This window comes from Pseudomonas sp. A-RE-22 (genome assembly GCF_019956035.1).
Lineage (GTDB): Bacteria > Pseudomonadota > Gammaproteobacteria > Pseudomonadales > Pseudomonadaceae > Aquipseudomonas > Aquipseudomonas brassicacearum.
The window spans coordinates 84,086-98,904 of sequence record NZ_JAHBCZ010000066.1; the positions used below are offsets into that span (position 1 = coordinate 84,086).

The 14,819-nt window shown below is 62.6% G+C and carries 18 protein-coding genes; 16 read left to right on the plus strand and 2 right to left on the minus strand.

Features of this window, described 5'->3' with window-relative positions; genetic code table 11:
- The first annotated feature begins 36 nt into the window (after positions 1–36).
- The 7 genes from KGA89_RS25910 (at position 37) to KGA89_RS25940 (ending at position 5,578) form a co-directional block, all read left to right on the plus strand.
- Complete coding sequence (locus KGA89_RS25910) at positions 37–1,170, plus strand: chemotaxis response regulator protein-glutamate methylesterase (RefSeq protein ID WP_223472846.1); 1,134 nt, start codon at positions 37–39, stop codon at positions 1,168–1,170.
- Complete coding sequence (locus KGA89_RS25915) at positions 1,170–1,910, plus strand: flagellar motor protein (protein WP_003199135.1); 741 nt, start codon at positions 1,170–1,172, stop codon at positions 1,908–1,910. The genes KGA89_RS25910 and KGA89_RS25915 overlap by 1 nt, the downstream gene beginning before the upstream one ends.
- Before the next feature lie 15 nt (positions 1,911–1,925).
- Positions 1,926–2,810 carry a flagellar motor protein MotD gene (gene motD / locus KGA89_RS25920; protein ID WP_003199137.1) on the plus strand — a complete coding sequence of 295 codons (885 nt, stop codon included), beginning with the start codon at positions 1,926–1,928 and terminating at the stop codon, positions 2,808–2,810.
- Positions 2,811–2,859: 49 nt separating this feature from the next.
- The gene (locus KGA89_RS25925; protein WP_003199140.1) at positions 2,860–3,651 is read left to right on the plus strand and encodes a ParA family protein; all 792 of its coding nucleotides are present in this window, start codon (positions 2,860–2,862) and stop codon (positions 3,649–3,651) included.
- 96 nt (positions 3,652–3,747) lie between these two features.
- The gene (locus tag KGA89_RS25930; protein WP_003199142.1) at positions 3,748–4,623 is read left to right on the plus strand and encodes a CheW domain-containing protein; all 876 of its coding nucleotides are present in this window, start codon (positions 3,748–3,750) and stop codon (positions 4,621–4,623) included.
- Positions 4,624–4,695: 72 nt separating this feature from the next.
- Positions 4,696–5,181 (plus strand): chemotaxis protein CheW, encoded by a 486-nt coding sequence (locus tag KGA89_RS25935; RefSeq protein WP_003199144.1) that lies wholly within the window; start codon positions 4,696–4,698, stop codon positions 5,179–5,181.
- Between the two features lies 1 nt (position 5,182).
- Positions 5,183–5,578: a DUF2802 domain-containing protein gene (locus KGA89_RS25940; protein ID WP_003183966.1), complete on the plus strand. Its 396-nt coding sequence runs from the start codon at positions 5,183–5,185 to the stop codon at positions 5,576–5,578.
- A gap of 168 nt (positions 5,579–5,746) precedes the next feature.
- Here the strand turns inward: KGA89_RS25940 and KGA89_RS25945 are convergent, their stop codons facing one another.
- Both KGA89_RS25945 and KGA89_RS25950 read right to left on the minus strand, forming a co-directional pair.
- Entirely contained in the window at positions 5,747–6,076 is a 330-nt protein-coding gene (locus KGA89_RS25945; protein WP_003199146.1) for an EscU/YscU/HrcU family type III secretion system export apparatus switch protein, read from the minus strand.
- Positions 6,073–7,644 carry a flagellar hook-length control protein FliK gene (locus KGA89_RS25950; protein ID WP_223472847.1) on the minus strand — a complete coding sequence of 524 codons (1,572 nt, stop codon included), beginning with the start codon at positions 7,642–7,644 and terminating at the stop codon, positions 6,073–6,075. The genes KGA89_RS25945 and KGA89_RS25950 overlap by 4 nt, the downstream gene beginning before the upstream one ends.
- Positions 7,645–7,842: 198 nt before the next feature.
- On the opposite strand from KGA89_RS25950, the gene ccmA reads away from it, so the two are divergent.
- The 9 genes from ccmA (at position 7,843) to ccmI (ending at position 14,808) form a co-directional block, all read left to right on the plus strand.
- Positions 7,843–8,478, plus strand: coding sequence for a cytochrome c biogenesis heme-transporting ATPase CcmA (ccmA, locus tag KGA89_RS25955; RefSeq protein ID WP_223472848.1), 636 nt, complete (start codon positions 7,843–7,845; stop codon positions 8,476–8,478).
- Positions 8,475–9,143 carry a heme exporter protein CcmB gene (gene ccmB / locus KGA89_RS25960; RefSeq protein ID WP_003199151.1) on the plus strand — a complete coding sequence of 223 codons (669 nt, stop codon included), beginning with the start codon at positions 8,475–8,477 and terminating at the stop codon, positions 9,141–9,143. The genes ccmA and ccmB overlap by 4 nt, the downstream gene beginning before the upstream one ends.
- A 94-nt stretch (positions 9,144–9,237) precedes the next feature.
- Positions 9,238–9,993, plus strand: coding sequence for a heme ABC transporter permease (locus tag KGA89_RS25965; protein ID WP_003199153.1), 756 nt, complete (start codon positions 9,238–9,240; stop codon positions 9,991–9,993).
- Positions 9,990–10,166 carry a heme exporter protein CcmD gene (ccmD, locus tag KGA89_RS25970; protein ID WP_003199159.1) on the plus strand — a complete coding sequence of 59 codons (177 nt, stop codon included), beginning with the start codon at positions 9,990–9,992 and terminating at the stop codon, positions 10,164–10,166. Before KGA89_RS25965 ends, ccmD begins: the two co-directional genes overlap by 4 nt.
- Positions 10,163–10,618 (plus strand): cytochrome c maturation protein CcmE, encoded by a 456-nt coding sequence (ccmE, locus tag KGA89_RS25975; RefSeq protein ID WP_003199160.1) that lies wholly within the window; start codon positions 10,163–10,165, stop codon positions 10,616–10,618. Before ccmD ends, ccmE begins: the two co-directional genes overlap by 4 nt.
- Positions 10,619–10,621: 3 nt before the next feature.
- Positions 10,622–12,610 (plus strand): heme lyase CcmF/NrfE family subunit, encoded by a 1,989-nt coding sequence (locus KGA89_RS25980; protein ID WP_223472849.1) that lies wholly within the window; start codon positions 10,622–10,624, stop codon positions 12,608–12,610.
- Positions 12,607–13,143: a DsbE family thiol:disulfide interchange protein gene (locus tag KGA89_RS25985; protein ID WP_223472850.1), complete on the plus strand. Its 537-nt coding sequence runs from the start codon at positions 12,607–12,609 to the stop codon at positions 13,141–13,143. The genes KGA89_RS25980 and KGA89_RS25985 overlap by 4 nt, the downstream gene beginning before the upstream one ends.
- Positions 13,140–13,613 carry a cytochrome c-type biogenesis protein gene (locus KGA89_RS25990; RefSeq protein WP_223472851.1) on the plus strand — a complete coding sequence of 158 codons (474 nt, stop codon included), beginning with the start codon at positions 13,140–13,142 and terminating at the stop codon, positions 13,611–13,613. Before KGA89_RS25985 ends, KGA89_RS25990 begins: the two co-directional genes overlap by 4 nt.
- Positions 13,606–14,808, plus strand: a complete 1,203-nt coding sequence (gene ccmI / locus KGA89_RS25995) for a c-type cytochrome biogenesis protein CcmI (RefSeq protein ID WP_223472852.1) — start codon at positions 13,606–13,608, stop codon at positions 14,806–14,808. The genes KGA89_RS25990 and ccmI overlap by 8 nt, the downstream gene beginning before the upstream one ends.
- The last annotated feature ends 11 nt before the right edge of the window (positions 14,809–14,819 follow it).

The following is a 14,819-nucleotide window of genomic DNA, read 5'->3' on the forward strand; positions in this document are numbered from 1 at the left end:
GTGGCCCAGGGCCGCGCCTCGTCTAACGGAGTGTTTATGGTAGTTAAAGTCCTGGTGGTGGACGATTCGGGGTTTTTCCGCCGCCGCGTCTCGGAAATTCTTTCGGCGGACACGAGTATTCAGGTTGTCGGTACCGCGACCAACGGCAAAGAGGCGATCGATCAGGCCCTGGCACTCAAGCCGGACGTGATCACCATGGACTACGAGATGCCAATGATGGACGGCATCACGGCCGTGCGGCATATCATGCAGCGCTGCCCGACCCCGGTATTGATGTTCTCGTCCCTGACCCATGAAGGCGCTCGGGTGACCCTCGATGCGCTGGACGCCGGGGCGGTGGATTTCCTGCCGAAGAATTTCGAAGACATTTCGCGCAACCCCGACAAAGTCCGGCAGTTGCTGTGCGAAAAGGTCCACAGCATTTCCCGCAGCAATCGTCGTGTCGGTGCCTACAGCGCACCGGCGCCAGCCCCTGTTGCGGCGCCGAGCCCGGCGCCGACTGCATCGAGCAGCTTCAACCCGGCACCGGTACGCAGTGCACCGGCACCAGCCCCTGCGCCGGCTCGCCCGGCGCCCGCCAGTGCGTCGTCGCCGGCGCCCAAGCGCAAAGCCTACAAGCTGGTCGCTATCGGTACGTCCACGGGTGGCCCGGTGGCGCTGCAACGGGTCCTGACCCAGTTGCCGGCCAACTTCCCGGCCCCCATCGTGCTGATCCAGCACATGCCGGCGGCGTTCACCAAGGCTTTCGCGGAGCGCCTGGACAAGCTGTGCAACATCAGCGTCAAGGAAGCCGAGGATGGCGACATCCTGCGTCCAGGCCTGGCGTTGTTGGCACCCGGTGGCAAGCAGATGATGATCGATGGCCGCGGCGCGGTGAAAATCCTGCCGGGCGACGAGCGTCTGAACTACAAGCCTTGCGTGGATATTACCTTCGGTTCTGCGGCCAAGTCCTACGGTGACAAAGTTCTGGCGGTGGTGCTCACCGGCATGGGCGCCGACGGTCGCGAAGGCGCGCGCCTGCTCAAGCAGGGCGGTAGCGCAATCTGGGCACAGGACGAAGCCAGCTGCGTGATCTACGGCATGCCGATGGCCATCGTAAAAGCCGATCTCGCCGACGCGGTGTACGGATTGGACGACATCGGTAGACACTTGGTCGAGGCCTGCCTGTAATGGATGTACTCAGTCTGATCGGCATCATCATGGCGTTCGTCGCCATCATTGGCGGCAATTATCTGGAAGGCGGTCATCTGGGCGCGCTGGCCAACGGCCCGGCGGCGTTGATCGTGCTCGGTGGCACCATTGGCGCGGCGCTGTTGCAGTCGCCCATGAGCGCTTTCAAGCGCGCCATGCAAGTGCTGATCTGGATTCTGTTCCCGCCCCGTGTCGACCTGGCCGGTGGTATCGATCGTGTGGTGAACTGGAGTCTGACCGCTCGCAAGGAGGGCCTGCTGGGGCTGGAAGGGGTGGCCGATGCCGAGCCCGACAGCTACTCACGCAAAGGCCTGCAATTGCTGGTGGACGGCGCCGAGCCGGAAGCCATCCGCAGCATCCTGGAGGTGGATTTCTACACCCAGGAAAGCCGCGACATCGAGGCGGCCAAAGTATTCGAAAGCATGGGCGGCTACGCGCCGACCATCGGCATCATCGGTGCGGTGATGGGCCTGATCCATGTGATGGGCAACCTGGCCGATCCATCGCAACTGGGCAGCGGCATCGCCGTGGCGTTCGTCGCCACGATCTATGGCGTGGCGAGTGCCAACCTAGTGTTGCTGCCGATTGCGGCCAAGCTCAAGTCCATCGCGTTGCGCCAGTCGCGCTATCGCGAAATGCTGCTGGAAGGGATCCTGTCGATCGCCGAAGGTGAAAACCCGCGCTCCATTGAGTTGAAGCTCCAGGGCTTCATGGACTGATGGGAGACAAGGAACATGGCACGTCGCAGGCATACAGAAGAACACGTCAACCATGAACGCTGGCTCGTTTCCTATGCCGACTTCATCACCCTGCTGTTCGCCTTTTTCGTGGTCATGTATTCGATCTCGTCGGTCAACGAAGGCAAGTACAAAGTCATTTCCGAGGCGTTGATCGGCGTCTTCACGGATTCCGACCGCGCGCTCAAACCGATTCCCATCGGCGATGAGCGCCCCAAGACCACCACGCCGGCCAAGCCCTTGGTCAAGGACAGCGAACAGGTCGATGCCGGTATCGCCGGTGGTAGCGATCCATTGAAAAGCATCGCCGACGATATCAGTGCGGCGTTCGGTGACCTGATCAGTTCCAACCAGATGACCGTGCGCGGCAACGAGTTGTGGGTCGAGATCGAGCTCAATTCCAGCCTGTTGTTCGGCAGCGGCGACGCCATGCCCAGCGACATGGCGTTCAACATCATCGATAAGGTCGCGGCGATCCTCAAGCCCTTCGACAACCCGATCCATGTCGAAGGCTTCACGGACGACCAACCGATCCGTACTTCGCAATACCCGACCAACTGGGAGCTGTCCTCGGCCCGTTCGGCGAGCATCGTGCGCATGCTGGCGATGCAGGGCGTGAACCCCGGCCGCCTGGCCTCGGTGGGCTACGGCGAGTTCCAGCCGGTCGCCAACAACGCCACGGCCGAGGGGCGTGCGCGCAACCGGCGGGTGGTGCTGGTGGTGTCGCGCAACCTCGATGTGCGTCGCAGCCTGACCGGTACCGGTACGGCCAAAGCAACTCCGGATGCGGCATTGAAGCGGGCTGGCACACAAACTGCACCGGCTCCGGTCAAGTCGCCGGGAAGACAGAGTGCCGTCAATTCTCCGTCACCCGCTTTATAACCGAGCTATTTCTCGGTCGAGCCTGTTTCGGCCGGGAGGAACGATCCAAATGAGAGTCTGGGCAGTCGCCAATCAAAAAGGTGGTGTGGGCAAGACCACATCTTCCATCGCTTTAGCCGGGTTGCTGGCCGAGGCGGGCAAGCGCGTGGTCATTGTCGACCTGGACCCCCATGGCTCGATGACCAGCTATTTCGGCTACGATCCCGACAGCCTGGAGCACAGCAACTACGACCTGTTCCTGCACAAGGGCGTTGTGCCCGAGGGCCTGCCGGGGCAGTTGTTGTTGTCCACCAGCGACGAGCGGATTTCCCTGCTGCCATCGAGCACCGCCCTGGCCACCCTGGAGCGACAGTCGCCGGGGCAGGGCGGGTTGGGCCTGGTGATCGCCAAGAGTCTGGCGCAGCTGTGGCAGGATTTCGATTACGCGATCATCGACAGCCCGCCGTTGCTGGGTTTGCTGATGGTCAATGCCTTGGCAGCCAGCCAACAATTGGTCATTCCGGTGCAGACCGAGCACCTGGCGGTCAAGGGCCTGGAGCGCATGGTCAATACACTGGCGATGGTCAACCGCTCGCGCAAGCAGACGCTGGCCTTCAACATCGTGCCAACCCTGTTCGATCGTCGTACCCAGGCCTCCCTGGGCACCTTGCGGGTGTTGCGGGACAAGTACCCGGAAGACATCTGGCAAGGCTATATCCCCGTTGATACCCGCTTGCGGGACGCCAGCCGTGCCGGTGTGACCCCGTCGCAATTCGATGGCAAGAGCCGCGGAGTGCTGGCCTATCGGGCGTTGCTCAAGCACCTGTTGACCCAACAGCTTGTTCCGCAGCAGGTGGCTTAAGGTGACGAGGCTTTCCACTGGCATTGTGTTCGCCTGCGAACGCTCAAGTCCTGCCGCATTCATGCCGATAACCTCTTCAAGTGGCGCACTGTTCCTATGAGCCGCCCGATAAAGACAACCTCGCGTCCGCAAATGGCCCTGCAGTCCTATCTGGATGGGCTGCTGCAGGAAGCGACCGAAGAATTGCCACCACAGCCAAGCGTGATCGAGGCGTTGCCCGAGAACGTCGAAGCCAAGGGTGTGCTGGATGAGTTTCAGGCGGCCGTGCTCGAAGAGCAGGCCCGTGACGCACAGAAATCAGTGATAGCTGCAGCGGTCGAGGCACCGTTTATCAAGCCCCAGGTGGCGGTCATGGACGCGCCTGCGCCGATCCTGGCGCCGGTCTCGACCGTTGCCCCGCTGCTACAAGGCCTGGTGACGCCGGTGGTGGAAATCCACCTGCCGCCGAGCAATCCGCCGCCACCGGTGCCGGGCGACGACCGTCCGGCCTGGGCCGCCGAGCCGTTCGAGTGTCTGTTGTTCGATGTGGCCGGGTTGACCCTGGCGGTGCCGCTGGTATGCCTGGGGTCGATTTATTCCCTGGCCGGGCAGGAATTGACGCCGTTGTTTGGCCAGCCGGAATGGTTCCTCGGAATCCTGCCGAGCCAGGCCGGCAACCTGAAGGTACTGGATACGGCACGCTGGGTCATGCCGGACCGTTATCGCGATGATTTTCGCCAAGGCTTGCAGTACGTGATTTCAGTGCAGGGCTACGAGTGGGGTTTGGCGGTGCATCAGGTCAGCCGTTCGCTGCGCCTGGACCCGAACGAGATCAAGTGGCGCAGCCATCGAGGGCAACGGCCATGGCTGGCCGGTACGGTGATCGAGCATATGTGCGCCTTGCTGGACGTTTCCGAGCTGGCGGAGCTGATCGCCAGCGGCGGGGCAAAACACCTGGGTGGCAGTAAGAAGCCGGTCCAGAAACCGAAATAAGATAACCGGCGGCGCCCAGCGTCGTCGGACAGAATACACGCCGCCACAGGCGGTTTTTCGAGGGGTCAGGGTATGAATGATAAGGCGTCGTCTCAAAAGGGTTCTGAAGATCCGATTCTGCAATGGGTGACCTTCAAGCTCGATAACGAAACCTACGGCATCAACGTGATGCGCGTTCAGGAAGTGCTGCGCTATACCGAGATCGCCCCGGTACCGGGTGCACCGAGCTACGTGCTGGGCATCATCAACCTGCGTGGCAACGTGGTCACGGTGATCGATACCCGCCAGCGCTTCGGCCTGATGAATGCCGAGATCAGCGACAACACCCGGATCGTCATCATCGAGGCCGACAAGCAAGTGGTTGGCATCATGGTCGACAGCGTCGCCGAAGTGGTTTACCTGCGCCAGTCGGAAATCGAGACTGCGCCGAACGTGGGTAATGAAGAATCCGCCAAGTTCATTCAGGGCGTGTGCAACAAGAACAACGAGTTGTTGATTCTGGTTGAACTGGACAAGATGATGAGCGAAGAAGAGTGGTCGGAACTGGAGAGTATCTGATTTGATTCTTGAGGTAGCAGTCATTGTCCTGTTCCTTTTCTGGGCAGGCACGCTGGCGATGTTCTTGGCGTACATACGTGGCCAGCGGCAGATCGCCGCTCAGCAGGCCCAGGGAGATGCGCTGCGCGACCAGCGCATCAAGGACCTGGCCAAGCGCGTCGATGATTACCAGAACGGCACCGTGCGCATGGGCGAAGCGCTCCATGAGCTGCGTGCCGTGGTCGCGCCGTTGCCGGATAAACTTGCCCAGCTGGAACAGCGCGACCCCTCCAGCCTGTCCTTTGCCCAGGCCGCCCGCCTGGTGGGCATGGGCGCCAGTGTCGACGAACTGACCCAAGCCTGCGGCCTGACCCAGGCCGAGGCGGAGTTGATGAGTAAACTGCATAAGGGCGGCTGATCGCCTTCACCCCCCGATCCAATTGTGGGAGCGAGCTTGCTCGCGATAGCGGTGTGACAGTCAACAGAGATGTTGAATGTGAGTCCGCCATCGCGAGCAAGCTCGCTCCCACAGGTTTTTTTTGTCGCTCACACACTGATCATTCCAGCCCAAGCACCGCCGCTGTGATCAGTAGTCGTCGCCGCGGTCTGTCACATCTTTCTCGACACTCGGCGCATTCGGGTCGTAGCCCTGGGGGAACTTGCCCTTGAGGTTCCAGGCAAACGCAATGATCTCGGCAATCGTGCGGTACAGCTCTTCCGGGATGCTGTCCCCCAGCTCCATCCGCGCCAACAGCTTCACCAACTCGGCATTTTCATAGATCGGCACTTCGCTTTCGCGGGCGATGCGCAGGATTTCCTCGGCCAGGGCTTCGTCGCCCTTGGCGGTGAGGGTCGGGGCGTGGTGGCCGTCGTACTTGAGGGCGATGGCCTGGCGGGGTTCGGTGTGGGTTGTCATGCGGTTTCGTCCACCCAGCGTTGTTCCAGGCGAGTCTTGGGGCCTTGGGGCGGGGTGCCGAGGTGGCAGTCCAGCTCGCCGACGTTCAGGCCACAAGTCACCAGGCGCTCACGCAAGGCTGTCAGGTTGCTTTCGATCAGGCTTGCGGTGTACGGCCGTTCTGCCCACAGCTGGCTGGAGAGGCTGCCGCTGAGCAACTGCGCCTGAACCTGCAGTGGGCCGAGCGGGTCCATGTCGAACGCCAATTCCACTCGCCAGAGCTGCTGTTTTGGCTCGCGTTCTTCCCGGCGCTCGTTGGGTTGCTCCCGGGGCGGGGTTTCCTCACGCTGGAACTTGACCTGCAACGGCACGATGTCCTGCAAGTTGCGCATCGGGATCTCCAATTGCCAGGTGCTCATCAGCCGACCGTCGTCGGTCAGGCCGGTCTGTTCCAGGCTCGACAATTGATGGCTTTGCAGGCGTGACACGGCGGCAGCGGCCAGGCGCAGCAGGTGTTCGAGGTCGCCTTCTTCGTCCTGGCCTTTCATCTGGCGCGAGGGTAGGGGGAAGCTGGTGGGTTGCGGCTTGGCGCTGACCTGGCCGAGCATCCCCAGGGCGCTGCGCACGAAGCTCGGCAGGACTTGGGCCAACGTATTGGCGGCAATGATGGCGCTGAGGTTGGTGGAGGCGGGCAGGGCCGGTGTCAGTTGGGCGATCAGTTTCAGCAGGTCGCCTTTCATGTCCGGCGCCAGGCTCGGCGGCTGCCCGGCGAGCAACTTGCTTTCCAGGAACACACCGCTGGCGACCATGGCCTGGGCCAGCCCCTTGGGCGTGCTCAGTTGCTGGATATCCGGCAGGTTGGCCAACAGGCGTGTCACCGCGGCGCGCAGTTCGGCACCGGTGTCGTCGGTGGCCGGAAGGTTTTGCAGGACGGTGATCAGGCTGTCCAGCGAGCCCTGCTGGCTCATTTGCGTGACCAACTGCTGACTCACCGCCAATTGCTCCTGACGGTTGCTCAGCGGAACGAACTTCAGCGTCTGAGTATCTTGCACCTGGGCACTCAACAGCGTGCCGATGCGCAGCGGCCGCGGGCTGTCGATGTCCAGGGTGCTACCCGCCTGGGCGGTATTGAGCAAGCCGACCAACGACCGATACACCGCCGGTTGTCCCGGCAGCTGCGGCAACGCCTGACTGGTCAGCACTTTGCCTTGCAGCAGGGTGCCGACCGGCAACTGCGCCGTGTCGATTCGGGTGAGGGTGGCGACGCTGGAGGCCACGGCCTGTTGCACGGCAATCGCCAGGTTGCTGGCGGACGGCTGCGTCACGGCCAGGCTGGTGCCTTGGGGCAACGGCTGGGTGCTGGTGGCCTGCACGGTGGTCTGGCGACCGCTCTCCAGGGTGACCTTGAGCAACAGCTGGAAAGTCTGGTCGGCCTGCTTGAGCGACAGCACTTCGGCCTGGGCGGTCTGGCCCGAGCTGATCAGACCTTCGGTCGGCACCAGCAGTTTGAGCAGCTCGCCATTGACCGCTGGCATACGCGTGGTTGCCGTGGCCTGGGGCAGCGGCAGGATGTTCATGTCGCCTGTCATTTGCGGTCTTACCTTGGGGAAATAAGCTCTCTTGAGAGTAGGTTAGGGCATGTATAATGCCGCCCGTCTTTCAGGGAGTGGCGAAAACCTTGCAATTGTTTGACGCAGCTCTGTGGAACAGCTCGTCAATGCATCTATGCTGCATCTCTTTAACGGCCGCTGCACCGCCGACTTGAACCGTATAAGGCCCGCGATCCCTTGACCAGTCCTCTCCTGCAAACCGTCGGCCTCGCCTGTGAGCGAGACTTGCGACTGCTTTTCGAAAATCTCGAATTGAGACTCTCGCGTGGCGATATGGTGCAAATCAGTGGTCCCAACGGCAGCGGCAAGACCAGCCTGCTGCGCCTGCTGGCCGGGTTGATGCAACCCACCGCCGGCCAAGTGTTGCTCAATGGCCAGCCCTTGCACAGCCAGCGCAGCGAACTGGCCCGCAACCTGCTCTGGATCGGCCATGCCGCCGGTATCAAGGATTTGCTGACCCCTGAAGAGAACCTCAGTTGGCTCTGCGCGTTGCATACGCCGGCCGGCCGCGAAGCGATCTGGCAGGCGTTGGCGGCGGTAGGGCTGCGCGGCTTCGAAGACGTGCCGAGTCACACCTTGTCCGCCGGCCAGCAACGCCGCGTGGCCCTGGCCCGGCTGTACCTGGACAGCCCGCCGCTGTGGATTCTCGACGAGCCATTCACCGCCCTGGACAAGCAGGGTGTCGCGCAGCTTGAGGAACACTTGGCCCAGCACTGTGAAAACGGTGGCATGGTGCTCTTGACCACTCACCACACGCTGGCGCGGATGCCGGCCGGTTATCGCAACATTGATCTGGGGAGCTGGGCCGTATGAGTGTGTTTGGCCTGTTGCTTGCCCGCGAGGCGCGCCTGCTGTTCCGTCGTCCGGCCGAATTGGCCAATCCGCTGGTGTTCTTCGCGATTGTCATTGCATTGTTCCCGTTGGCGGTCGGGCCGGAGACTCAATTGTTGCAAACCTTGTCTCCGGGACTGGTCTGGGTCGCCGCGCTTTTATCGGTCCTGCTCTCGCTGGACGGGCTTTTCCGCAGTGATTTCGAAGATGGTTCACTGGAACAGTGGGTCCTTTCGTCGCACCCCCTGGCCCTTCTGGTTTTGGCCAAGGTACTGGCACACTGGGTTTTTTCCGGGCTGGCACTGGTATTGCTCTCGCCACTGCTGGCAATGATGCTGGGGCTGCCCGGCGCGTGCATGCCGGTGCTGCTGGTGTCGCTGCTGCTGGGCACTCCGGTGCTGAGCCTGCTCGGTGCGGTGGGCGCGGCGTTGACGGTGGGGTTGAAGCGCGGCGGCCTGTTGCTGGCGCTGCTGATCCTGCCGTTGTATATCCCGGTCCTGATACTGGGCAGTGGTGCCTTGCAAGCGGCGTTGCAAGGCATGCCCGCGACCGGTTATCTGCTGTGGCTTGGTAGCCTGACCGCCCTGGCGATAACCCTGACACCCTTTGCAATAGCCGCTGGCCTGAAGATCAGCGTCGGCGAATAATAACGAGGCCTGGTCAAAAATCGACCACTTCTTTGGAAGTAAAGGCTGCCCTGGCGGTTCGTGACGGCGAGCCGCAACCGTGATGGAAACAGCAATGAACTGGACCTGGTTTCACAAGCTCGGCTCACCCAAGTGGTTCTACGGCATCAGCGGCAAACTGCTCCCATGGTTGAGCATCGCTGCATTGTTGCTGATTGGTTCTGGCGTGGTCTGGGGCCTGGCCTTCGCACCGCCGGACTACCAGCAGGGCAACAGCTTCCGCATCATCTACATCCACGTGCCCACGGCGATGCTGGCCCAGTCCGTCTACGTGATGCTGGCGGTGTGCGGTGTGGTCGGGCTGGTGTGGAAGATGAAGCTGGCCGACGTGGCCCTGCAATGCGCTGCGCCCATCGGTGCCTGGATGACCGCCGTGGCGCTGGTCACCGGGGCCATCTGGGGCAAGCCGACCTGGGGTTCGTGGTGGGTCTGGGATGCGCGACTGACGTCGATGCTGATCCTGCTGTTCCTGTACTTCGGTCTTATTGCGCTGGGCAACGCCATCAGCAATCGTGACAGTGCCGCCAAGGCCTGCGCGGTACTGGCGATTGTCGGTGTGATCAACATCCCGATCATCAAGTACTCGGTGGAGTGGTGGAACACCCTGCACCAGGGGGCGACTTTCACGCTTACCGAAAAACCGGCAATGCCCGTCGAAATGTGGCTGCCGCTGTTGCTGACCGTGTTGGGTTTCTACTGTTTCTTCGGCGCGGTGCTGCTGCTGCGCATGCGCCTGGAAGTGCTCAAGCGCGAGTCCCGGGCCAGTTGGGTGAAGGCCGAAGTACAGAACAGCCTGGAGGCCGCTCGATGAGTTTCGCTTCATTCGGCGATTTCCTCGCAATGGGCCATCATGGCCTGTATGTCTGGTCAGCCTATGGCATCTGCCTGGTGGTGCTGGCCCTCAACGTGGCGGTGCCGATCCTGGCCCGCAAGCGGTATCTGCAACAAGAGGCGCGTCGTCTGCGCCGGGAGAACGGTCAGTGAATCCGCTGCGCAAAAAACGTCTTGTCATCATTCTTGCGATCCTGGTGGGTGTCGGTGCCGCGGTCGCGCTGGCCCTGAGTGCTCTGCAGCAGAACATCAACCTGTTCTACACCCCGACCCAGATCGCCAACGGCGAAGCGCCCAAGGACACCCGCATCCGCGCTGGCGGTATGGTGGAAAAAGGCTCGCTGGAGCGCTCCGGAGATTCCCTGGACGTGAAATTCAATGTCACCGACTTCAACAAGACCGTGACCATTACCTATCGCGGCATCCTCCCGGATCTGTTCCGCGAAGGGCAGGGCATCGTCGCCCTGGGCAAGCTCAACGCCGACGGCGTAGTGGTGGCCGACGAAGTGCTGGCCAAGCACGACGAAAAATACATGCCGCCGGAAGTGACCAAGGCGCTGAAAGACAGCGGCCAGTCGGCGCCCGCTCCCGTGAAGGAGGGCTGATCGATGACTACTGGCATCTTTATTCCCGAGTTGGGCCACCTGGCGATGATCCTGGCCCTGTGTTTCTCCCTGGTACAGGCCGTGGTGCCCTTGCTCGGTGCCTGGCGTGGCGACCGTTTGTGGATGAGCCTGGCCCAGCCGGCGGCGTGGGGCCAGTTCGCCTTCATGCTGTTTGCCTTCGGTTGCCTGACCTATGCGTTCATGACCGACGATTTTTCCGTGGAATACGTCGCCAGCAACTCCAACAGTGCCTTGCCCTGGTACTACAAGTTCAGCGCGGTGTGGGGCGCCCATGAGGGTTCGCTGCTGCTCTGGGCGTTGATCCTTGCCGGCTGGACCTTCGCCGTCTCGGTGTTCTCCCGGCAGTTGCCCCAGGTGATGCTGGCCCGGGTGCTGGCGGTGATGGGCATGATCAGCACCGGTTTCCTGCTGTTTTTGATCGTCACCTCCAACCCGTTCGAGCGCATCCTGCCGCAGATGCCGACGGATGGCCGCGACCTCAACCCGTTGTTGCAAGACATCGGCCTGATCGTTCACCCGCCGATGCTCTACATGGGCTACGTCGGCTTCTCCGTGGCCTTCGCCTTCGCCATCGCCGCATTGCTCGGTGGTCGTCTTGATGCGGCGTGGGCACGCTGGTCGCGTCCTTGGACCATCGTCGCCTGGGCCTTCCTCGGCATCGGCATCACCCTCGGCTCGTGGTGGGCCTACTACGAGCTCGGCTGGGGCGGCTGGTGGTTTTGGGACCCGGTGGAAAACGCCTCGTTCATGCCCTGGCTGGTGGGTACGGCGCTGATCCATTCCCTGGCGGTCACGGAAAAACGCGGTGTGTTCAAGAGCTGGACCGTGCTGCTGGCCATCGCGGCGTTCTCGCTGAGCCTGCTGGGAACGTTCCTGGTGCGCTCGGGCGTGCTGACGTCGGTGCATGCCTTCGCGTCGGACCCTGAGCGTGGCGTGTTCATCCTGATGTTCCTGCTATTTGTGGTCGGCGGTTCGCTGACGCTGTTCGCCCTGCGTGCGCCGGTGGTCAAGAGCCAGGTTGGCTTCAACCTCTGGTCGCGGGAAACGCTGTTGCTGGGCAATAACCTGGTGCTGGTGGTGGCCGCGTCGATGATCCTGCTGGGAACGTTGTACCCGCTGGTGCTCGATGCGTTGTCCGGCGCCAAGCTGTCGGTGGGGCCGCCGTACTTCAATGCCCTGTTCATTCCGCTGATGGCGATCCTGATGGTGGTAATGGCCATCGGTATGCTGGTGCGCTGGAAAGACACCCCGGTCAAGTGGCTGCTGGGCATGTTGACCCCGGTGCTGCTGGGCACCGCCGCCCTGGCTGTAGTGGCCGGCGTGGCGTATGGCGACTTTAACTGGGCGGTGCTGGCGACGTTCGTGCTGGCTGCCTGGGTGTTGCTGGCGGGGGTACGGGACATCTTCGACAAGACCCGCCACAAAGGCCTGATCAAGGGCCTGCCGACCCTGACCCGCAGTTACTGGGGCATGCAGGTCGCACACCTGGGCATCGCCGTCTGCGCCCTGGGCGTGGTGCTGTCCAGCCAGAACAGCGCCGAGCGCGACCTGCGTCTGGCGCCAGGCGAGTCCATGGACCTGGCCGGCTATCAGTTCGTTTTCGAGGGCGCCAAACATTTCGAGGGTCCGAACTTCACGTCCGACAAAGGCACCGTGCGAGTCCTTCGCGACGGCCAGGAAATCACCGTGCTGCACCCGGAAAAACGTCTCTACACCGTGCAGAACTCGGTGATGACCGAAGCCGGCATCGATGCCGGTTTCACCCGCGATCTCTACGTGGCGCTGGGCGAGTCCCTGGGCGACGGCGCGTGGGCGGTGCGGGTCCACGTCAAGCCATTCGTGCGCTGGATCTGGTTCGGTGGCTTGCTCACCGGCCTGGGCGGGGTGCTGGCGGCGCTGGATCGGCGTTATCGAGTCAAGGTGAAAACCCGGGTGCGTGAAGCCCTGGGCGTGACGGGAGCCACTGCATGAAACGTTGGTTGATGTTGCTGCCGCTGGCGCTGTTCCTGTTGATGGCGGTGTTTTTGTACCGCGGGCTGTACCTGAATCCGACCGAGTTGCCCTCGGCGATGATCGGCAAGCCGTTCCCGGATTTCTCCCTGCCCTCGGTGCAGGGTGATAAAACCTTGACCCGAGCCGACCTGCTGGGCAAGCCGGCGCTGGTCAACGTGTGGGGCACCTGGTGCATCTCCTGCCGGGTCGAGCACCCGGTGTTGAACAAACTGGCCCAGAACGGCGTGGTCATCTACGGCGTCAATTACAAGGACGTCAACGCCGACGCCTTGAAGTGGCTGGCCGAGTTCCACAATCCGTACCAACTGGACATTCGCGATGAAGACGGTTCCCTGGGCCTGAACCTGGGTGTCTATGGCGCGCCGGAAACGTTCTTCATCGACGCCAAGGGCGTTATCCGCGACAAGTTCGTCGGCGTGATCGACGAACAGGTCTGGCGCGAGAAACTGGCCGCCAAGTATCAGGCACTGGTGGACGAGGCCAAGCCATGAAGCGCTGGTTAGCCGCCGCCTTCCTCGGCCTGAGCCTTGCCGGCGTGGCCCACGCCGCCATTGATACCTACGAATTCGCCAACGACGGCGAGCGCGAGCGGTTTCGCGAACTGACCAAGGAACTGCGCTGCCCCAAGTGCCAGAACCAGGACATCGCCGACTCCAACGCACCGATTGCCGCCGACCTGCGCAAGGAGATCTTCCGCATGCTCGGCGAGGGCAAGGACAACCAGCAGATCATCGATTTCATGGTCGATCGCTACGGTGAGTTCGTGCGCTACAACCCCGCCCTGTCCTCCAAGACGGCGCTGCTCTGGTTTGGCCCCGCCGGGCTGTTGTTCGGTGGTTTCGTCGTCATTGCAGTGATCGTACGCCGCCGCCGGGTCCAGCGCACGGCCGCCCCGGACACGCTTTCTGTCGAAGAGCGCCAGCGCCTCGACCAACTGTTGGATAAAACCAAGCATGATTGATTTCTGGCTCGCCGCAGGTCTGCTTCTTCTGGTTGCCCTGAGTTTTCTGTTGATCCCTGTCCTGCGTGGTCGCCGCGCCCAGTTGGAGGAGGACCGTACCGCGCTCAACGTGGCGCTGTACCAGGAACGCGTCGCCGAATTGCAGGTTGAGCGGGAGGAGGGCGTGCTCAACGCGGCGCAACTGGACACCGGTCGCGCCGAAGCCGCCCGTGAACTGCTCGCCGACACCGAGGGCGCCGATGCGCCGCGCGAATCCCGGTTGGGCAAGCCGTTGCCGTTGCTCGCCGCTGTGCTGGTGCCGGTGTTGGGCCTGGCGCTGTACCTGCATTTCGGTGCCAGCGACAAGGTCGAGCTGACCCGCGAATTCGCCCAGGCGCCGCAGTCGATGGAAGAGATGACCCTGCGCCTGGAACGTGCGGTGGCGGCGCAACCGGATAACGCCGAGGGCCTGTATTTTCTCGGGCGTACCTACATGGCGCAGGATCGGCCCGCAGACGCGGCAAAGATCTTCGAGCGCACCGTGGCGGTGGCCGGTCGCCAACCCGAACTGCTGGGCCAATGGGCCCAGGCGCAGTATTTTGCCGATGGCAAGAAATGGTCGGACAAGCTCCAGGCGCTGACCGACGAAGCGCTGAAGCTTGATCCGAAGGAAGTCACCAGCCTCGGCCTGCTGGGTATCGCCGCTTTTGAGGGTGAGCGCTATCAGGACGCGATCGATTACTGGGGACGCCTGCTGGTGGAACTGCCGGAGGGCGACAAGTCCCGTGAAGCGTTGCAGGGCGGCATTACCCGTGCCACCGAGAAGCTGCAAGCCAGTGGTGGCAAGGTCGCCCAGGCGCCGGTGGCCAAGGCTGCGGCACTGCTCAAGGTGCGCGTCGACCTGGCGCCGGCACTCAAGGCCAAGGTGCAGCCGGGCGACAGCGTGTTCATCTTCGCCCGGGCCGTTTCCGGCCCACCCGCGCCGCTGGCCGCCAAGCGCCTGACGGTCGCCGATCTGCCGGTCACGGTAGAGCTGGGTGATGCGGACGCAATGATGCCGCAGTTGAAACTGTCGAACTTCCCCGAAGTCCAACTGGTGGCGCGCATCTCCCGGGCCGGCCAGCCGACCGCGGGTGAGTGGGTCGGCCGCAGCCAGCCCCTGGCGAGCAGCACCACGGCGCAGCAACAATTGACCATCGACAGTCCGGACAAATAACAGGAATTCGC